We start from the raw sequence: 19,534 nt of genomic DNA, 5'->3' as shown, positions 1-19,534 counted from the left end.
TATTGAAGTACTTACAGTGATACCGGGAAGATAGCGCCCAGCACCATCGCACCGAGAATGGCACCGCCGGTGATCGGTTTCTGCCACAGGTAGAAGCCCAGCGCGCCAAGCAGTGAACCCAGGCCGATTGGAATCGACGCGGCCATCGCGGAGAGAATAATCAACGGCCCGAGGAAACGGCCGGAGGCGTTACCCGCACCCATCATCACGTCAGCACCGTAGGTGGAGTTGCTCTGATTGATGGTGAATTTACGCGCCAGAATGATGATGTAACCCACGGCTAAACCGAGGATCAGGCCGGTCACCAGTGAGGCGGCAAAGTTCGCCACCGGGAAGATAATCCCCGCGCCGAGCAACAGTGCCGGAACGCCCAGACCAATACCGGTCTGGATCGCGCCGCCGATATCCAGAATACCGACCAGCGAACCTTCGATAATGCGGGCAAACAGGAAACTGGCACCGAAGGCCGCAACCGCGCCATACACGCCGGTATCCATGCCTGAACGCAGCATCGAAACAAACGCCACTTCGTTAAAAGCACCAATGCCGTACAGGTAATACATGTGCGTCCCGGCGAAAACGCCAGAGGACAGCAGACCGACGAAGATCGGGAACGACCACTCGGCGTACCAGAAACCACGTTTGGCTTGTTCTTCCATTGTCATGCTCCCTTACTTGCCGCTGAGTGAGTTGTGAATGCCGTTCAGCCACGCGGGAACATCCAGCATGAAAGACTGCAACAGTTTGACGTCGAAACCGCGGAAGAAGCCGCTGAGTGCGAACAGCGCGATAATCGCCGCCATCATCACTTTGGTGACGCGGTTCCAGCCGCTTTCTTCAACGCCTTTCCCGATCAGAATACCCAGCACCAGACCTGGCACGGCGTTACCCATAATCATCTGCGCCAGACCGCCGAAAATGGTGGCCCAGAAACCGGAACGACGTCCTGCATCGATTGCCGCCAGCCAGAAAATTACGGGCATCACGGTGTTCACCAGCAGGTTGGCCGCAGGCACCAGCACTTTAATCGCCGTCACCTGTAAAGCCGCAGGAACCGCAGACGCGGTGGTATTCAGGAAAGCCACCACAATCATGCCGATGATGCCGCCCGCAATCGCCATCTTGCGCGGGTCGTGCATGGTTTCAGCCACATTGCGGTTTTTGAACATCAGGGCAGCGGTCGCCCAGTGAGGGATGATGCGGTGGTCGACGTCCTGTGTGAAAGACCCCGCCGCAACGGAAGAAGCCCAGGCGTTAAAGAAGAAGCCCAGACCAAATGAGAAATGCGAAGCCGGATCGCCTTCACAGGAATTTAATTCCCCAAGAGTACGAAAAGCCCCCATCCCTTGCACGGTAGGCGCGTGGAACATACGTGCAGCACCTGCACCTACCCCCACGCCAACCAGTCCGCCGATAATAAGCGACTTAAATAAAATAATTAAAAACATCAGTATATCCTTGTCATTTATAGCTAACGTTTTTATTTCGTGACAAAAACTACCTGTTCCGTATTAATAACAGTCAGGTTGACGGTAATGTCTAACGCCACGTAATAACTCTTTCTTTCCCTGGCCAGAAAAAAGAACAGAAACTTTTCTCTTTTTACTGATTCCTCGGCCGTAATAACCTTGACGTCCTGCGGTTCGATGCGCAGTAAGACATTATTGGCCGAAGATTTGAGAACCGTCCTCTGAACCTGACTCAGTGCGGAAGAAAAGGCGGCAGCCTTATTTTCGCCCTTTCCTTCAACCCGAACTGTTGTAGTTAATTGTTGCTTCATCACGCCTGACCATGCTTCTTGTTATAAGCTTCAACCAGACGCTGACCCAGTTCTTCTTTATCCATAAATCCGAACCCTAATACCAGACAGCCTTCGTTAATTGCCGTTACACCTTCATCCACTGAACGCATTCCGTACCTGGCTTTATATCCGTATTTGTTTTGTGCGGTAATCGCACCGGCGCCGCCGCTGCCGCAGAAGGAAATACCGAAGGTCGCGCCTTCTGCTTTCATCACGTCGCCAAGTTTCATATCTGCTGCCATACCAGGGACAACAATGGCTCTTCCGCCAGCCGCTTCCACGCCTGCTGCCACTTTCTGGCCTTTACCTAAACGGTCGCCGATCACAACTAATACTTGTCCCATAATTGACATCTCCAGTTTGGTTAATTCGTTAAAACAAATATCAGGGTTATTTCGGTTCGTTGTCTCTCGCGACTTCGAAATGCACCGAGAGTAAATAGGCTTCCTCAATCGGTAAATTTCCGAACCAGCTGACCACTTCTTCTGCCATTTGCATGGACTCATCAGAAATTTCGTCAAATAAATCTTTTTCGACTTCAGGCAATGGTTCGCCAGTGATTGAGCGTAATACCATGGCTTTAACGTGTGACGTTAACATCTGCAACTGAACATCTGTGGTGTAGATATTCTTCGCACTTTGCATCGCCTGAATATCTTTTAATACTTTCTCTGTTATCGCCGGAGCATCTTCCAATTCTGCCTGCCCGATACTTTTCACAGATGCGGTTCCGTTATTCACTCGCGGTTACCTCTCTCCTTGCCTGACTTTCTATTTTCAGCCGTTGATTTCGTCTGTCTTTACCCTAACCCTGGAGAGAGTTCCTGTGTAGAGGGTCTTTTTCCAGTTCGAAGTGGAAATACGGTGAGCTGAGCAGATCTAATTCGCAAAACAAAAAGTTAAGTCGTCATATCACTGAGTATTACCGCCTGTAGCAGCGTATTTCACTGGTAATCGGATTTTTCGCAATGCGGATTAATTCCCTCACAACGCTTTCATTTCGCTTAAAGAGTGCCTAGTATCAAAGAACACATGCAGAACACTGACACCCCCGCGCTCACCCGCGGGGGTGTTGTTTTTTGCCGACCGGCACCCCACACGCATGAAGCGGGTGATGCAAAAGGAACCATGGAGAATGTTATGAGTAAACCGACACTGATCATCAGCGAACTTGACGCAGAACGCCTAGATACACTGCTGGCGCAACCGGCTTTTGCCAGCAGCCCGGTGGCCGATGCACTGAATGAAGAGTTAGATCGCGCAGAGATTTTGCCGCCCGAGCAGATCCCGACCGACGTGGTAACGATGAACAGCAAGGTTCGCTTTACGGAAGGTAAAGAAGGCGAAGAGCACATCCGTACGCTGGTCTATCCTGCGGCGCTGAAAGACAGCAACGAACAGCTTTCCGTGATGGCGCCGCTTGGTGCAGCGTTGCTGGGCTTGCGCGTGGGTGGAAGTATCACATGGAAGATGCCGAACGGAGAAGACAGCCGGATCGAGGTACTGGAGTTGTTGTATCAGCCGGAGGCGGCAGGGGAATTACGGCGTTAATTTGCAGAGGCCGCTGCAATGGCGGCTTTTACTGTCAACCTTGAGTTACCACCCAGGTCAAAACCTTGGGCTGCCACCCAAACTGGCTTTAAGGTCAAGGTCGTGGGTTGCCACCCACACTGGCTTTAAGAGGCGCCTATCGCCGCGCCTCTTAAAAATCTCCGGCTCTTTCACTGCGCGCTGTCGCTCGCTAACTATGTTTCAGCAACTACGGCTAGTGCCGCAAACGCCGCCGCTGCGCGGTTCTCTCACTTCGGGTTCGAACCAACGCGAAAATGACCCGCGCCGTTTCTCACCACTCATTCGACGTCGTTTTGAAAGCGGCCAGATACTTTCTAATTCACAACCTCACTAATTTTGATCTAAGAATCACTATGACTTTGTCTTTTATAAAAGCCTCTAGCCGCTTTCAGAAAGTTTGCCGAGCGAGAGTTTCGAGACCCATGGCTCGAAACCGAGTAAGGGAACCGCGCAGCGGCAAGATTTCGCGGCAATAATTATGGCAACTGAAACATAGCCAGCCAGCGGTAGCGCGCAGTAAAAAAAGCGAGGAGAGTGCAGAGAGGAAAAGCACTTTCCTCTCTGCTCGGTTTCGGCGCGAAAGGCCATGTGATAACCGTTATTGAGAAACCGAAACTTACGCTGCTATCAGCATGAAAAGCCGCCTCAAGCAGCGGCCATCTGCTTATTTAAACTTCTTGTGGTTCTCATTACGCGTAGCCTTGAACCCTTCGGCTTCTTTCTTCGCTTCATCTACCTTGCCGGCTTTCGCCAACGCTGATGCCGAATCAATCTGCCCAATCAGCGTATCCAGCCCCTTGTGGTAATCCTGAATCTCAGGGCTGTCCGGCGCTTTGCCTTTCAGCTTCGGCGGTGTGGCTTTTTTCGCGTCTTCCGCTGCCGCTTTCATGTTCGCCAGGCTGGTCGTCAGTTCTGCCTGATCGCTGGTCTTCAGCACTTTGCTGTAGTTATCGGCAATCGTGTCCATGTCCGTTTCTAAATCTGCGGCCAGAACCGCCGTACTGCTTCCTAACAGGGCTATTACCGCCAACGCCATCAGTTGTTTGCGCATATTCTTTTCTCTCTATTGTTATTTATTTGTTAGTTAAAACGACATTGCTTGTAAGGCTTTATAAAAATAGGCTGAGAGAGAGGAAAACGGGATGAATTTTTTGTAAAGAAAGGTAGTAAAGAAGGAAGCAGCGATCGGGCGATCGCTGCCTTTAAGTCAGGATTATTCGCCGGCGATTTTCATCGCAGGCAACAGTACGGAGCCGCACTGAATATTGCTGCGGGTTTCAATATCGCTGCCGATGGCAACCATATTGCGCCACATGTCTTTCAGATTACCGGCGATAGTGATTTCGCTCACCGGATACTGGATCTCGCCATTCTCGACCCAGAAACCTGCCGCACCGCGGGAATAGTCACCGGTCACGCCGCTGACGCCCTGTCCCATCAGTTCGGTAACAACCAGACCTTTGTCGAGCTTACGCAGCATACCGGCGAAGTCGTCACCCTGACCGGCAATGCGCCAGTTGTGGATGCCGCCCGCATGGCCGGTGGTTTGCAGACCGAGCTTACGCGCGGAATAACAGGTCATCAGCCAGTTTTGCAGCACGCCGTCTTTGACGATGTCACGGCGTTCGGTGCGCACACCTTCGCTGTCGAACGGCGTCGAAGCCAGACCTTGCAGCAGATGCGGATGCTCTTCAATGGTCAGCCATTCCGGCAGAATTTGCTTGCCGAGGCTGTCGAGCAGGAATGACGATTTACGGTAAATGCTGCCGCCGCTGATCGCGCCGACAAGATGCCCGAAGAGGCCAGTCGCGACTTCAGACGCGAACAGAACCGGCGCCTGCATGGTCGGTAACTTACGCGGAGCCAGGCGCGACAACGTGCGGCGTGCGCACTCTTCGCCAACCCATTCAGGGTCTTTCAGGTCGCTCATTTTACGGGCGATGGAATAGGCGTAATCGCGTTCCATATCGCCTTCATGCTCGGCAATAACCGACGCAGAAATGGAGTGACGCGTCGAGCAATAGCTCTGCAACATGCCGTGGCTGTTGCCGAAAACGCGGATGCCGTAGTGGCTGTTGAAACTGCCGCCTTCGGTATTGGTGATGCGTTTATCGGCTTTCAGCGCGGCCTGTTCAGCGCGCGCGGCCAGTTCGATACTGCGATCCGGATCCAGCTCTTCCGGGTGGAAAAGATCCAAATCCGGCGCATCGAAGGCCAGCATTTCCTTATCCGCCACGCCCGCGAACGGATCCGGTGACGTATAACGGGCGATATCCAGCGCAGCCTGCACGGTGCGGGAAATTGCATCCGGGCTTAAATCGGTGGAAGACGCACTGCCCTTACGGTTCTGGTAATACACAGTGATGCCTAGCGCACCATCGCTGTTGAATTCTACGTTCTCAACTTCGCCAAAACGCGTGCTGACGCCGATACCGGTGGTTTTGCTGACCGCAACTTCCGCGGCGTCTGAGCCTGCTTTCGCCAGCTCCAGTGCCTGAGATACGGCCTGTTCCAGGGTTTTACGCTGCTGCGCAACTTGATTGACTACGTTCATCGGCATGCCATCGCTTATGAGATAAAAGGGATTGTTCTACACTGCTTTATGAAAACGAATACCTTTGAGTCTAACAGAGACTCGCCATAATTTCGCTTTCAGTCCGACAGTGTTAAACCGAAGTTGCAACAGAATATAGAGGACTGTGGCATAATGCGGCCGAAGCAATAAAGCACAATCAAACTGACAGGATTACCTCGTTAAGAGGAAGCGCCCATGACAAAGAAAATTGACGACTGGCACGACGACGTTCCGGATAACAACGCGAACGAAGAAGATGATGAGATCATCTGGGTCAGTAAAAGTGAAATCAAACGTGACGCCGAGGCGCTGAAAGATCTCGGTGCAGAAATGGTTGATCTGGGTAATAACTCGCTCGACAAATTGCCGCTGGATGAAGATCTCCGCGCTGCCATCAATCTTGCGCAGAAGATCAAGAAAGAAGGCCGTCGCCGCCAGATGCAGCTGATCGGTAAAATGCTGCGTTCCCGTGACGTTGAGCCGATCCAGACCGCGCTGGATAAACTGAAAAACCGCCACAACCAGCAGGTTTCGCTGTTCCATAAACTGGAAATGCTGCGTGACCGTCTGGTCGAAGAAGGCGACGATGTCATTCCTTCCGTTTTAGTTCTCTATCCGGAAGCTGACCGTCAGCAACTTCGCGCGCTGATCCGCAACGCGCAAAAAGAGAAAGCGACGAACAAGCCGCCAAAATCTTACCGCCAGATTTTCCAGTATCTGCGCGAACTGGCTGAAGGCCAGGACTAAAATAAAAACCCGCCTTATGAGTCACCGAAATGGCGGGTTTTTTCTTTTTACCCTTTCGCTTTCGCGGCAGGTTTTTCCAGCAGGTTCAGCCGCAGCTCGCCTTCCAGTTCTTCTTCCGCCTCTTCAAACAGCAGAATCAACGCACCAAAGCGCCGTTTGCGGCTTGCGTTCAGATTTAAGAAATCAATTTCAACCGGTAGCGCTATTGCGCCGGTCACCTCGTCCCAGAGTGCGTCCAGATTCGCGCCGAATTCGTCGGTCAGTTCAAACTGACGGGCAAACTCGCCGTAGAATGCGGGTAAATCCGGGATGTGATTAAAATCGAAGCTCACTTTTTTCATCGACATTACTCCACCCGAACAAAATTCTGATAATGGTTACGGCTGACATAAATCAGTCCGTCGCTGGCAAACAGCACGCGGTCAGCGCCGCGGCGTCCGCAGCGATAGTTGATATCTGCCTCACGCCATACGCGTTTGTTAGCCGCCGGCAAACGCCCTTCCCGGTTTGAGAAACGATCCCCGCCGATGGCTTTTCCCGGCAAGACGTCGCACAGATTTCCTGCACGCGCATCCCAGCCCGCTTCCCGTGCCTTTTTCTTGGTGATGTAGTATTCAGGTAGTCTGTGATTTTGGCGCAAATAGCTCACCACCGTTTGCTCATCGGTGCCCGAAACGATTGTGCCCTGATTGTATGTCGATTTTGCGACAACTTGCCCGGCAACACCGGCCAGCCCCAGTATAACGGCCACGGCCAGCATCAGATTACGCAAGTACAACCCGTTAAATACCTTCATTGACGTCCTTTATACATAAACAGAAACGAACCGTTCTGTTTATTGTTTCCTAAAACCGGTTATCAGGAAAGCCGGGTTACAAATTTCCTGATAACCGCTCCTGAATAAAAGGATGCACTGACCGTTTTGATCACGGCGGATGCAGGAAACCCTCGTAATTGATGCCGTACAAAGCATGAACGGGTAGTAAGTATAGCCTCTAAAAAAGAAGGCGATGCCAAAAGGGTTTCAGCGTTCCATGCTTGTAACATTCAGTTACAGTGGATTTTTATTCTGATATTTATATAAAACACCACACAATCACAACACCCGCCTGCACCCTGCAGGTGCACCATGTGACCCTCTTCAGGCTTTTTTTGCGCCATCAGATAGCATGCAAACCATAAGCACAGTGTGATTTTATCCCTCAGCGCCAGAACGTGATGTAAGTCACACTACTGGCACGATTCATGCTCAATACCTCACTGCATCGGGATCCATACGCTGGTGCAATTCCTTTTTTGGCAGCGAACGTTTCTGTCGTCTTCTCAAAAATTCAACCCTAAAGAGGATTCTATGACTCAGGGGACTTTGAAAAAAAAATTAGGCCTGGTGGATCTGACCTTACTTGGTGTCGGCTCAATGATCGGCTCAGGATGGTTGTACGCGGCACTGACCAGTTCCGGCTACGCGGGCGGATTAACCGGATGGGCCTGGCTGCTGGGTGCCGTAATGGTGTTGCTGATCGGGTTGGTCTTCGCTGAATTGTCGGCAGCTATTCCGCGGGCAGGCGGGTTTGTGCGTTACCCAAATTACACACACGGCAACGTGGTCGGCTTTGTGATTGGTGTCAGCTCTCTGCTGGCGTACACCAGCACCGCAGGGGTCGAAGTGGAAGCGGTGCGTCAGTACGCAATGTACTGGTGGCCGGCATTAGGGCAAACCGACGGCAGCCCGACCGGTCTTGGCTTCGTCATGCAAATCATTCTGCTGGTGTGTTTTTTCCTGCTTAATTACTGGAGCGTCAGTTTCTTCGGACGTATCAATACCATCATCACGACGTTCAAATTCATTGTACCGCTGATGGTGATTGTGACGTTGTTCGGCTATTTTCACGGCGGCAATCTGCGCGTGCCAGGGACTGCGCCGGGCGGTGTACACGGGATCTTTTCCTCGCTGACCGGTGCGGGTATCGTTTTTGCGTACCTTGGCTTTCGACAGGCGGTCGATTTCGCCAGCGAGGCGAAAAACCCGCAGCGCAATATTCCGATCGCTATCATGCTCGCGATTGGCATCAGCTTTGTTATCTATATTTTATTGCAGTTCGCTTTCATGGGCGCAGTGCCGTCCGACATTCTCAGCGCTCATGGTTGGGTCGGTCTGAAAACTATCTTCCAGTCACCGTATGCCGATCTGGCACGCAGCCTGGGGATTACCTGGCTGATTAACCTGATTTTGATCGATGCCGTTATTTCTCCTGCCGGCACCGGGAATATTTATCTGGCCGGCGCGTCGCGGGTGTTGTTTGCCTGGGCGAAGAACGGCCATCTGTTCTCTGTTTTCGCCAAAGTTGACCCGAAATCAGGCGTGCCACGCGGTGCGCTCTGGTTGTCACTGATACTGGCCATCGCCTGGACACTGCCGTCTGAATTCCAGGTTTGGGGCGGGCTTATCGGTGCAGTTACCTCCGCAACCGTATTCACTTATATGCCGGGGCCAATCAACGCAGGTGTTATGCGCTCACGGTTACCGGCACTGAAGCGTCCATTCAAACTTCCCGTATTCGGTTTGCTCAGTCCGCTGGCATTTTTAGCCAGCACCCTGCTGGTTTACTGGAGTGGCTGGTCAGTGAATGAATTGCTGATCCCGATACTGGTCATCGCGTGGGTGGCGTATGTATTATTTGGCAAGAAAGATCAGCACTTCAAACGCGATGTGCAGAGCGCATGGTGGCTTCTGGCATATTACGTCGCTATTTTCATCCTGTCTTACTTCGGTACATACGGTGGAACCGGAGCGATATCCAGCCCGCTGGATATGATACTGGTCGTCGTGGTCACGCTGGTTTGCTATTACTGGGGCATCGCTTCAGGGCATGAAAAACTGGAAATCCCGCAGGAAGAAGAGGAAGACGATACATCGGTTAGCCGTCCTCGTGAGACCCGTGTCGCATAGTTAGGCGGTGATAATTGTCGTACGTTCACATTTCTTTTTCAGGTGAGTAAACTGCAGGCATTGGCCCGTTAATCTTGCAAAGGAAGAAATGATGTCGACGCGCGAAAAAATGAATATCGGCGAGCTGTATACAGACATGGGTGAAGGATTACCGCAAGAGCGGCAGGCAGGAAAAGAGCGGGTGTATGATTTCAACCACACGCGTCCGTGCGAGGAGGAAAAACGCCAGCGGCTGCTCAAAAATATCATGGGCAGCCTGGGAGAATCCTGCTGGATAGAGCCGCCGCTGCGTGTCGCTTACGGCACGCATATTCATATTGGCAATCACTTTTACGCTAACTTCAATCTCACGGTGGTCGATGACGCCACCGTGACCATTGGCGATAACGTGATGATGGCGCCGAACGTCACACTCGCGACGGCCGGACACCCGATAGACCCGGAAATCCGCGCCACCGGGCAACAGTTTTCCCTGCCGGTTGTCATCGAAGATAACGTCTGGCTGGGTACTGGCGTGATTGTAAATCCGGGTGTCACTATCGGCCGTAACAGCGTGATTGGTGCGGGCAGCGTCGTCACAAAATCCATTCCACCGGATGTTGTCGCAGCAGGTGTACCGTGCCGGGTTATACGTAAGATAACGGCGAAAGATCGCGAGGTGTTTGAAGAATGAATGGGGAAACACAATAGAAAAGGGCTGCAAAGCCCTATACGGAATGGCCGTTCTTAAAGCCGCCCCCGCGATGTTATTTCAAAACAAAGTACGTATTGAGGCTCACCAGCCGGTCTCAATACACACTCTGCTCAACAGGATGGATGATTGAATATCTTGTGTTGTCCAAAATCCAGGTAATAATTTGCTGGTATGCGGTTAATACCGATAAGACCTAAACTTCATTTGAGCAAAAGGGAGATCGTTTAGATTTCATTACTCACAGGCTTTTTAGATATAGGGAAAAGTATAAGAACCAGCAGACCAGAAAAAGTAATCACTGCTCCTCCAATTGCCAGATACTGAATCCCAACCGTTGTGATTATAAATCCACCCAGTAAAGAACCCAATGCAATCCCGGAATTAAATCCGGCAATATTCAACCCTGAAGCGACGGGAACTGCGCCAGGCACATAGCGATGAGCGATCGATATAACCCTTGTTTGCATAGCAGGAACAGCAGCGTATGAGATGGCCCCCATCCCCCCAATAAATATACACATAATAGTCATGTTCATGGCAAAGAAATTAATACCCACCAACGTTAGAGCAAGAGACAGCATAATCCAGGCTACTGCCTTATCTACGCCCAGGCTATCAGATAATTTCCCACCCAATATGTTACCAATAGCTGCAAAAAAACCATAAATCAGCATCATAGAACTTGCGACGGGCATGCTGACCTTTGTGATTTCTAAAAGCAGGGGAGAGATATACGTATACAGAGTAAATGCACCTGTATACCCAAAAACGGTAATTAGTGCACCTAACAATAAAGTTGGATTAAAAATATTTCTTAACGCGTCTAAGGGTTCTCCCATACCCTCTGGACTTTCTACCTGAATATCAGGCATCAGGAAAAATAATCCCAAAAGCCCGATAATCCCACAAATTGTTACCGACATGAAACTTGACTGCCACGAAATAAGACTTCCCAAATACGTGCCCAAAGGCACACCGAATGCTAAAGCCAACGTTAACCCTGCAAATACACGGGCAACTGCGGCGCCTCTCTTTTCGGGAACAACGAGCTGAATCGCCACGCTGGCAGAGACAGCCAAAAACAGACCGTGGGCCAAACCGGCAATAAATCTCGAAATCAACATCATATGAATGTTAATAGATAATGTTGCCGCAAGACTACCAGCTGAAAAAACAATCATTGTTACTAACATCAATGTCTTACGCGACCACTTTGAAGTCAATGCCGTCAAAAAAGGAGCACCTATGGTTGCCCCAATTGCATATGCCGTTACCGTCAGCCCTACTGATTCAATGGAAGAATGCAAGTCAGCAGAAATAACAGAAACCAAACCAATAACCAAAAATTCAGTCAACCCTAATGCGAAAGCGCACAGAGAGAAAACATAAATAACAAGAGGCATTTTAAAATCCCCGGGAAGTAAAAAGGCTTTTGCTCGCTGGCAACATCCCGGAATGTATTATGAATAGTGGTATAACAATAATAATAAAAATTTCGATGAGAACTAATATATGATTATATCAGTGGTTTTTAATAGCGTGAGGAGTACAACATACAACTAAGCCGAAAACCTTATGGATATGATAATTATTCTGCATGATTCCATGACTGATCTGCACTTTTCGATATAGGAGATGAATTTCAATGAACAAAAACCACATTCACACCAATAAAAATTAATTTTTGTGAAGGGGAAAATATTCCCCACCTAAAAAACAGACATCTTTTCCATGCTACTGAAACTGAACACCAGACCTGTCTATTGATTATTAATTGTAATCAGAAATGAAATCACATCAGAATATAACTAATTGAATTGTATAATTAAAATGAGTTGAAAAATAAATTCACGACCAGCAATCGCAAGGCACAAAATTAAACAGACCTACTAACCAACATATTGTTAACATTAGGAAATAAAATGAGCTACCTGGTTCAACTACGCAGTTTTCTCGATGTTTACCGGGCGGGGTCAATTTCAAAAGCAGCAAACCAACTTGGCATAAGCCAACCTGCTGTCTCTTCACATGTTCACTCTCTTGAATCACTTACAGGAAGTGTGCTTTTTACCCGCCGATCACATGGGGTTATTCCTACAGCTGAAGCCGATGAACTGGCAAGGCATATTGGTCACAATCTTGATGCAATTGAAGCAAAACTTACCTTAATGCGTGGTCGGAGGAAAAAAATATCTGGTGTTGTTACTATCATTGGCCCAGCAGAACTACTCTGGGCTAAATCCGCAAAGCTATTTTCGCCTGTTGTCCATAATGAACTCAGATTTAAGTTACTTACTGGAGATAGAAAAAAATATATGCAAGCTTGAACGATGGTATAAGCCAGATAGCAATAACGACATCAAAACCTGATGCTCAAAAATTTGGGTATAAAGTTATAGGGAAAGAGAAACTTATAATCGTGGCTTCAGCAACAATGGCGACTTATTTTAAAGAAAAAGAAGTTACAGCAAAATTATTAGAAAGCCTACCTCTGATAGCCTATGACGAACAATTACCATTAATCCGGGAAGTTTTTCAGCAACTTTTTGGAGCTGTGACCAATATGCAAGCCTCCATCACAGTTCCAGACTTGCGTATTGTAGAAAGAATGATTCGTGAACATAGCGGCTGGACCGTTATGCCTGAATACTTGTGCCAGGAAGAGATCGCTGCAGGGAGGATTATACAAATTAATATCGGTGTAAAAATGCCTGAAAACGATATTTATTTAGTTTGGAACGAATCCGCATTACGCCAACCAAGAGTCATGTTTATTAAAGAACACATTTTAAGCATTGCAGAAACGGGCATTTTTGAGCCGAACTAACCTCTAATAAAAATTCAGAAATACACTATATGATTGCTTAAAATCAGAGAAAAAATGGAATGTTCTGGACATATATTAGTGTTATCAGGACATTCCTTAACCAAGGAATTATACCCATCGGAGGTATACCCAAACACCCAATGCAGTGCATCAGGTGTTTGAAAATGATAATTTTCAATAAATATTTGAACTACTTACTCTGAAAATCTTGAGTTATTTTTTACGTGGACTACGTTTTGCAAAGTCATCAGCAATATCGTTAAGGGTTAGGAATTTAACCCCAGGATGGCATTTGGGTCAGGGTCACTCAAAAAACCGACCTTTTGCATAGGTAATACTTGGTAATGCCGATGCTTCCAACACAATTATCATCCTTAGATAAGTATCCAGGAGCCTGAAGACATGAAATCAGGTAAAGAAATTTACGCCGGATATTTATCCGGCACGCTATTTTTTTAATTCTCTTCCGGTCAGGCCAGAAATGAATGCTGATAACGATGCAGCATATCCGTCAGACGCCGCACCGGTTCGGTGACTTTTAGCGGGGCATCATATTCGACCAGCTTTTCCTGATACTCGCCAAGTTCCTTCAGCAAACGCTGATAATAATAGGTGCGTTTACCTTCACCGGATGACGACACCACATGATCTGCCGTGTTACGGATTTTCTTATGGAATGCCGAAAGCTCATCGCTGGCCGGTATTTCTGCCATCTTCATGCGCTGATGCGCAATGATCAGTTGCAACGCCAGACGGTATTTCCCGATGTCATTCGGGAACATCACCAGCAGTTGGTTCAGCTGATGATAGAGCGCCGGAAGATGATTTTCCCGACGGCGGTACGCTTTGGTCGTCAGCGCGGATACCGCACTGCTCATAAAGCGGTTAAGCAGCGTGCGGCCGGTTTTTTCACGAGATTTATCGCGAACAATCAGCAATACGGCCATCGCAATGACAGTCCCAATCGCCTGGCCTGTCGCGTTATCGAGAAATGACGTCACGTTGAACACCATCGGGTTGCTGAGCACCAGAATGTTGATAGTACCCGCCAGCAGCCCGAGCATGCCAAGACGCCGTTTCGTCACCTCAATGCCAATAAAGAAAGTAAAAATGCCCAGCATCAGACATAACAGGAACAAGCTTTGCTGCGTCGCGGGCATGATCAGCATGAACATCATTGAGCCAACCGGTATCGCCAGCAGCATGCCGACAATAAAGTCCATCGCCATCCCTTTCGGGTTCGGCGTACGCATGGCGAGCGAAGTCACAACAGCGATAATGACGACGCAACCACTGCCTGACGTCCAGCCGGTCCACAACCACATCAGGCAACCGATCGCCGTGGCGATAAACGTCCGCAGGCCATTGACCATCGCATGATGGCGCTCGGCTGACGCAGGCCGCACGACAACCTCGCCATCCAGCACACTGCTTTCAATGCTGCTAATACTGCTGTTGGTCTGAATACCTTTCACCAACAACAACGCACGGGTGCCTGCGCCCGCCCACGCACTGACAGTGACCAGCACGTTATCACTGTGCATACCGGCAACGATCTGGCGCAACTGTTTGAGCCGGCGGTGAACATCCGCCACGTTTTCTGCAGGCTTATCGAACATCTCTTTCAGTTCAGGGGAAAGCCGCTCCGGCGTAGTTTGCATAATCAGGTAAGTTTCGCACGCCTGCGTGATCATGCTCAGCGACGTGCTATGCAATGCTTTCAGGCGACGGTTACAGCGCTGCCAGCGGGATGATTCCATCATCAGGCTGTTACGCATCCCATTCAGGGCCGTGGTACTTTTCACCAGATTATTCCACGACTTATCTATTTCTTCTTTCGTTGCGTTATTCACGCAAATACGCATCAGCGCGAACTGATCAAGCATCAGCTGGCTAACCGCGCGGTCGATATCTTTTTTGATAGAACGTGGAGAAAACAGCAGGTCGGCGACGATCGCACAGCAAATCCCAATCACAATTTCGCTGCAACGTTCAACCGCAAACTGCGGAGTCTGTAACGGCGTACTGGCGGACGTGACCACGATAATCAACGCGGTATAACCCGCCAGTCCCAGCGCATAAGAGTTTTCAACCCGCACCAGCGAGGACCACCAGGTGCAGATACCCGCCCAGATACAGCATAAAAGCAGCATGACAACTGGTGCGCGCGCGGTGGCAATCACAATCACCAGCGCGGCAAGACAGCCGATGAACGTCCCGATAACACGCAGGAAACCACGGTGACGAATAGCCCCGGCAAAAGGTTCCCCACCCGCCACCAGCGCGGGCCCCGAGGTCACAATGGCCGCGGTCATGGCAGACCAGCGCGGGGTTTCGAGTTGCAAGTAAAACCCGAGCACCAGTGCACCGAGTATGGCGAACGTCAGCTTGCAGGCAAAACGCACGCGCGGGATAAGTACGCTATTCATCTTTGCGGCCTTAACCAAACTCTCTCAAACGATGCAGGAGGCGAAGGAACGGAGAACCTTCATCTTGTTTACGATCATGACTGCCGGTAATCACGACGGTTGCCGTCGTACCTGCCGGATAAGGGTGTTGCTGGTCTTCATCATCAAGCAGGATTTTAACCGGCACACGCTGCGCCAGACGCACCCACTCAAGGTTGCTGTCGATAGTCGCCAGGCCATTGGTCGCGGCAGAAGAAGAACTGTTGGTCACCGCAGCCGCAACGCTGTCTACCGTACCGTGCATGATGCGGTTACTGCCCAGCGGCGTGATTTCTGCGCGGTCACCTTTCTTCAGGCCCGGTAATTTGGTCTCTTCCAGATACGCCAGAATGTAGAAAGAGTTTTTCTTCACCAGCGCCACGGCCGTAGAACCCCGGTTGATGTAGTTACCCGGATGCACCGTGAGGTTGGTCACCCAACCATCAGCAGGTGCAACCACCACGGTACGCTCTAAATCCAGTACCGCCAGATCACGCGCTGCCTGAGCTTTCGCTAACTGATGTTCAGCCGTTTGTAAGACGTTATTGGCCTGATCGATTTCTTCCTGCGACATTGCCTGCACGCCCAGTTTCACACGGCGCCCGGCTTCACGTTTTTTCTCAGAGGCCAGCGCCTGATAATAAGCGACGTCAGCGCTCGCTTCGTCCAGAGCCTGCTGATAGCGGGGCTGATCGATTTTGAACAGTACCTGCTCTTTTTTCACAAACTGGTTATCAATGACCGGCACATCGGTAATCAGACCGGTGACATCGGGAGCGATAGACACAACGTCAGCGGTAAATTTGGCATCACGGGTCCACGGCGATTCAGTATAAAACGCCCAGGCCTTGAAAATTGCGATGACGGCCAGCACGACAAGGATCAGCGTGATGACATAACGTATTATTTTTATGGAAAAATTTTTCACAACGGCCTCAGACGAACAAGCAGGAGATCAGGTAAAAAAGGCAGCAATACAAAGCTGTGTTAAACAACGCCGGATGCCAGACAAAGTCATATATCCCTGTCGGTTGTAATAACCGCCGGAGCAGGAAAAACACCACCAGCGCCAGCAGTATTTCAAAAAATACCGGAGGAAACGACAATCCGAAAATCACCATTACCGGAAGCAAACTCATCAAAAATTCCTTACATTATTACCAGCAGCAGTGACTACGGGCAGACCTGCTCGCCCCGCGCACGCATTATTCATTATTTTAGGCAATGCCACGCATCCCCGGAGATAAATAATTCACTGGGAAATGCTCGGTGGAACTGTGGGGTTGCCAGGGAAGTGTGCGAAGGTAAGCATTGATTCAGGAAATTAGAAACCTGAGTTTTATCGCCCGGATGAGTATATTAGCGTGCTTATTATCAAGTAATCAACATTCTGTGATCTAAATCACTTTTAAGCCAGAGTTAACAATGGACCGATTAAAACGCATGTCAATCTTTGCTCAGGTGGTGGAAAGCGGTTCTTTTACCGCGGCTGCACGACGCCTCGAGATGAGCGTTTCCGCCATCAGCCAGACGATTTCAAAACTGGAAAATGAATTACAAATCAAGCTACTAAACCGAAGCACCCGCAGTATCGGCCTGACAGAAGCCGGTAAACTTTATTATCAGGGCTGCCGGAAAATGTTGCATGACGTTCGCGAAGTGCATGAACAATTGTACGCCTTTAACAACACGCCAACCGGTACGTTGCGCATCGGCAGTTCATCGACAATGGCACAAAATGTTCTTGCTGCGATGACTGCTGAAATGCTGACCGAATACCCCGGCCTGACGGTGAATCTGGTCACCGGTATTCCGGCACCGGATTTAATAGCCGACGGGCTGGACGTGGTGATCCGCGTAGGCGCGTTGCAGGATTCCAGCCTGTTTTCCACCCGTTTGGGCTCAATGCCAATGGTGGTATGCGCGGCGCGCAGCTATCTGGCACAGCACGGTACACCGGAAAAGCCCGCCGATATGGTGAATTTCTCGTGGCTGGAATACAGCGTCCGCCCGGACAGCGAGTTTGAGCTTATTGCTCCTGAAGGCATTTCTACACGCATTACGCCTCAGGGACGCTTCGTTACCAACGATTCGCAGACCATGATCCGCTGGCTGAAAGCCGGTGTCGGCATCGCCTATGTACCGCTGATGTGGGTGATTGAGGAAATCAACGCGGGTGATGTGGAAATTCTTTTCAGAAGCTATCAGTCAGACCCGAGACCGGTCTACGCGCTGTACACAGAAAAGGACAAACTGCCGTTAAAAGTGCAGGTTTGTATTGATTATCTGACTGACTATTTCAAACGGGTAAGCAAGGTGTATCAGGGCTACCGGCAGGGGAAAAAAGGGACACAGTGGAACCCGACGGGAAAATAAATAGCCTCCCCGGTGAAAGGGAGACTAATGACTGAAAAATCTGAGTTTATGCCGTACCACCCACCGTCAGATTATCCAGTTTCAGGGTCGGCTGACCGACGCCGACCGGAAGGCTCTGACCTTCTTTACCGCACACGCCCACGCCTTTATCGATGGACAGATCGTTACCGACCATGGAAATCTGCTGCATCGCTTCGATGCCGGAACCAATCAGCGTTGCGCCTTTCACCGGTTTGGTGATGCGGCCTTTTTCAATCAGATAGGCTTCAGAGGTGGAGAACACGAATTTGCCGGAGGTGATATCGACCTGACCGCCGCCAAAGTTCGGTGCATACAAGCCGTATTCCACGCTGCTGATAATATCTTCCGGCGTTGATTTGCCGGCCAGCATATAGGTGTTGGTCATGCGCGGCATCGGCAGGTGCGCATAGGATTCGCGGCGGCCATTACCGGTTGGCGCAACGCCCATCAGGCGCGCATTCAGCTTGTCCTGCATATAGCCTTTCAGCACACCGTTTTCGATGAGCACGTTGTATTGCCCCGGCACGCCTTCATCGTCGATGGCCAGCGATCCGCGCAGACCTGGCATTGTGCCGTCATCAACAACCGTACACAGCTCAGAAGCCACGAGTTTACCCATCTGGCCGCTGAAGACTGACGTTCCGCGACGGTTGAAATCACCTTCGAGACCGTGCCCGACCGCTTCGTGCAACAGCACGCCCGGCCAGCCTGCGCCAAGCACTACAGGCATGCCGCCAGCAGGTGCTGCCACGGCAGTCAGGTTTAGCAACGCCATACGCACGGCGTCGCGGGCAAAGGCTTCGGCCCGCACTTCACCGTTGACGGTTTCGAGGAAATAATCATAACCGACACGACCGCCGCCGCCGCTGGAACCACGTTCACGACGACCGTCCTGTTCGACCAGCACGCTGACAGACAGGCGCACCAGCGGACGGATATCTGCCGCCAGCGTGCCGTCGGTTGCGGCGACCAGCACGGTTTCATAGACACCGGTAATGCTGGCGCTGACTTCCTGCACGCGTTTATCGACAGCGCGGGCAATTTTGTCGACGCGGTGCAGCAGGTCAATTTTGGCTTCACGCGACAGGCTTTGCAGCGGATCGAGTGGTGAATAAAGGGATTTATACGCGATTTCACCCAGCGTATGCGCTTTGCCATTCCCCTGCTCGCGCACGATGCTGCGGGCAGCGTTGGCACTTTGGTTCAGAGCATTGAGCGTGATTTGATCAGCGTAAGCAAAACCGGTTTTTTCACCACTGACCGCACGGACGCCAACGCCCTGATCAATATTGTAAGAACCGTCTTTAATGATGCTGTCTTCGATCACCCAGGCTTCATGAAAACTGGACTGGAAAAAGAGATCGGCATAATCGAGGCGACGTTCAGACAACTGGCCCAAAACGGAAAACAGATCCTGATGACTCAGATTATTAGCAGTTAGTAACTGCTCACTGACTAAGGCCAGACTCATAGATGTTCACTCTCTTTTTAGACGAAAATCCGGCGGGCCGGGCGTGATATAAA

The 19,534-nt window shown here is 50.4% G+C and carries 21 protein-coding genes; 7 read left to right on the top strand and 14 right to left on the bottom strand.

Annotated elements, in window-relative coordinates; genetic code table 11:
• Positions 1–11: 11 nt before the first annotated feature.
• The 5 genes from CWS43_RS00685 to CWS43_RS00665 are packed head-to-tail and all read right to left on the bottom strand — an operon-like array spanning position 12 to position 2,542.
• Positions 12–659: a DUF4310 family protein gene (locus CWS43_RS00685; RefSeq protein ID WP_101074955.1), complete on the bottom strand. Its 648-nt coding sequence runs from the start codon at positions 657–659 to the stop codon at positions 12–14.
• A gap of 12 nt (positions 660–671) precedes the next feature.
• On the bottom strand, positions 672–1,448 hold the full coding sequence (locus tag CWS43_RS00680) for a DUF4311 domain-containing protein (protein ID WP_101074954.1): 777 nt from the start codon (positions 1,446–1,448) through the stop codon (positions 672–674).
• 32 nt (positions 1,449–1,480) lie between these two features.
• On the bottom strand, positions 1,481–1,780 hold the full coding sequence (locus CWS43_RS00675; protein ID WP_101074953.1) for a DUF4312 family protein: 300 nt from the start codon (positions 1,778–1,780) through the stop codon (positions 1,481–1,483).
• Positions 1,780–2,145, bottom strand: coding sequence for an SFCGS family glycine-rich protein (locus CWS43_RS00670; RefSeq protein WP_101074952.1), 366 nt, complete (start codon positions 2,143–2,145; stop codon positions 1,780–1,782). The genes CWS43_RS00675 and CWS43_RS00670 overlap by 1 nt, the downstream gene beginning before the upstream one ends.
• Before the next feature lie 46 nt (positions 2,146–2,191).
• Positions 2,192–2,542, bottom strand: a complete 351-nt coding sequence (locus CWS43_RS00665; protein WP_101074951.1) for a PRD domain-containing protein — start codon at positions 2,540–2,542, stop codon at positions 2,192–2,194.
• A gap of 399 nt (positions 2,543–2,941) precedes the next feature.
• Here CWS43_RS00665 and rnk point away from each other — a divergent pair, with 399 nt between their 5' ends.
• On the top strand, positions 2,942–3,352 hold the full coding sequence (gene rnk, locus CWS43_RS00660) for a nucleoside diphosphate kinase regulator (protein WP_101074950.1): 411 nt from the start codon (positions 2,942–2,944) through the stop codon (positions 3,350–3,352).
• A 685-nt stretch (positions 3,353–4,037) separates the two neighbouring features.
• On the opposite strand, the gene cybC is transcribed toward rnk, so the two are convergent.
• Both cybC and pmbA read right to left on the bottom strand, forming a co-directional pair.
• Complete coding sequence (gene cybC, locus CWS43_RS00655) at positions 4,038–4,424, bottom strand: cytochrome b562 (protein WP_101074949.1); 387 nt, start codon at positions 4,422–4,424, stop codon at positions 4,038–4,040.
• A 162-nt stretch (positions 4,425–4,586) separates the two neighbouring features.
• Positions 4,587–5,927, bottom strand: coding sequence for a metalloprotease PmbA (gene pmbA / locus CWS43_RS00650; RefSeq protein ID WP_101074948.1), 1,341 nt, complete (start codon positions 5,925–5,927; stop codon positions 4,587–4,589).
• A 216-nt stretch (positions 5,928–6,143) separates the two neighbouring features.
• Between pmbA and yjgA the strand changes: the two genes are divergently transcribed.
• Complete coding sequence (yjgA, locus tag CWS43_RS00645; RefSeq protein ID WP_101074947.1) at positions 6,144–6,695, top strand: ribosome biogenesis factor YjgA; 552 nt, start codon at positions 6,144–6,146, stop codon at positions 6,693–6,695.
• Positions 6,696–6,742: 47 nt separating this feature from the next.
• Here the strand turns inward: yjgA and CWS43_RS00640 are convergent, their stop codons facing one another.
• Both CWS43_RS00640 and CWS43_RS00635 read right to left on the bottom strand, forming a co-directional pair.
• Positions 6,743–7,036: a barstar family protein gene (locus CWS43_RS00640; protein WP_101074946.1), complete on the bottom strand. Its 294-nt coding sequence runs from the start codon at positions 7,034–7,036 to the stop codon at positions 6,743–6,745.
• A 5-nt stretch (positions 7,037–7,041) separates the two neighbouring features.
• Positions 7,042–7,491 (bottom strand): ribonuclease domain-containing protein, encoded by a 450-nt coding sequence (locus tag CWS43_RS00635; protein ID WP_101074945.1) that lies wholly within the window; start codon positions 7,489–7,491, stop codon positions 7,042–7,044.
• Between the two features lie 555 nt (positions 7,492–8,046).
• Here CWS43_RS00635 and CWS43_RS00630 point away from each other — a divergent pair.
• Together CWS43_RS00630 and CWS43_RS00625 are read left to right on the top strand one after the other, a co-directional pair.
• The gene (locus CWS43_RS00630; protein WP_101074944.1) at positions 8,047–9,645 is read left to right on the top strand and encodes an APC family permease; all 1,599 of its coding nucleotides are present in this window, start codon (positions 8,047–8,049) and stop codon (positions 9,643–9,645) included.
• A 91-nt stretch (positions 9,646–9,736) separates the two neighbouring features.
• A complete protein-coding gene (locus CWS43_RS00625) occupies positions 9,737–10,318 on the top strand; it encodes a maltose acetyltransferase domain-containing protein (RefSeq protein ID WP_101074943.1) in 582 nt (193 codons plus the stop codon).
• A 245-nt stretch (positions 10,319–10,563) separates the two neighbouring features.
• On the opposite strand, the gene CWS43_RS00620 is transcribed toward CWS43_RS00625, so the two are convergent.
• Positions 10,564–11,742: an MFS transporter gene (locus CWS43_RS00620; RefSeq protein ID WP_101074942.1), complete on the bottom strand. Its 1,179-nt coding sequence runs from the start codon at positions 11,740–11,742 to the stop codon at positions 10,564–10,566.
• 519 nt (positions 11,743–12,261) lie between these two features.
• Here CWS43_RS00620 and CWS43_RS27450 point away from each other — a divergent pair.
• Both CWS43_RS27450 and CWS43_RS27445 read left to right on the top strand, forming a co-directional pair.
• Positions 12,262–12,666 (top strand): LysR family transcriptional regulator, encoded by a 405-nt coding sequence (locus tag CWS43_RS27450; RefSeq protein ID WP_232776597.1) that lies wholly within the window; start codon positions 12,262–12,264, stop codon positions 12,664–12,666.
• Entirely contained in the window at positions 12,663–13,166 is a 504-nt protein-coding gene (locus CWS43_RS27445; RefSeq protein WP_232776595.1) for a substrate-binding domain-containing protein, read from the top strand. The genes CWS43_RS27450 and CWS43_RS27445 overlap by 4 nt, the downstream gene beginning before the upstream one ends.
• Before the next feature lie 470 nt (positions 13,167–13,636).
• Here the strand turns inward: CWS43_RS27445 and aaeB are convergent, their stop codons facing one another.
• Genes aaeB through aaeX form a run of 3 tightly spaced genes read right to left on the bottom strand, consistent with a single transcriptional unit; the run spans position 13,637 to position 16,752 of the window.
• A complete protein-coding gene (gene aaeB / locus CWS43_RS00610) occupies positions 13,637–15,595 on the bottom strand; it encodes a p-hydroxybenzoic acid efflux pump subunit AaeB (RefSeq protein ID WP_101074941.1) in 1,959 nt (652 codons plus the stop codon).
• A gap of 10 nt (positions 15,596–15,605) precedes the next feature.
• Positions 15,606–16,541 carry a p-hydroxybenzoic acid efflux pump subunit AaeA gene (gene aaeA / locus CWS43_RS00605; protein WP_101074940.1) on the bottom strand — a complete coding sequence of 312 codons (936 nt, stop codon included), beginning with the start codon at positions 16,539–16,541 and terminating at the stop codon, positions 15,606–15,608.
• A gap of 7 nt (positions 16,542–16,548) precedes the next feature.
• A complete protein-coding gene (gene aaeX, locus CWS43_RS00600; RefSeq protein ID WP_101074939.1) occupies positions 16,549–16,752 on the bottom strand; it encodes a p-hydroxybenzoic acid efflux pump operon protein AaeX in 204 nt (67 codons plus the stop codon).
• A 286-nt stretch (positions 16,753–17,038) separates the two neighbouring features.
• On the opposite strand from aaeX, the gene aaeR reads away from it, so the two are divergent.
• Positions 17,039–17,989, top strand: coding sequence for an HTH-type transcriptional activator AaeR (gene aaeR / locus CWS43_RS00595; protein ID WP_101074938.1), 951 nt, complete (start codon positions 17,039–17,041; stop codon positions 17,987–17,989).
• 46 nt (positions 17,990–18,035) lie between these two features.
• Here aaeR and tldD read toward each other — a convergent pair whose 3' ends face one another.
• Positions 18,036–19,481 carry a metalloprotease TldD gene (gene tldD / locus CWS43_RS00590; RefSeq protein ID WP_101074937.1) on the bottom strand — a complete coding sequence of 482 codons (1,446 nt, stop codon included), beginning with the start codon at positions 19,479–19,481 and terminating at the stop codon, positions 18,036–18,038.
• Positions 19,482–19,534 lie beyond the last annotated feature (53 nt).

The sequence above is a fragment of the Rahnella sp. AA genome (genome assembly GCF_002834385.1).
Taxonomy (GTDB): domain Bacteria; phylum Pseudomonadota; class Gammaproteobacteria; order Enterobacterales; family Enterobacteriaceae; genus Rahnella.
Note: the sequence above shows the minus strand (reverse complement) of the source record. Positions and strands in the feature narration are given on the sequence as shown.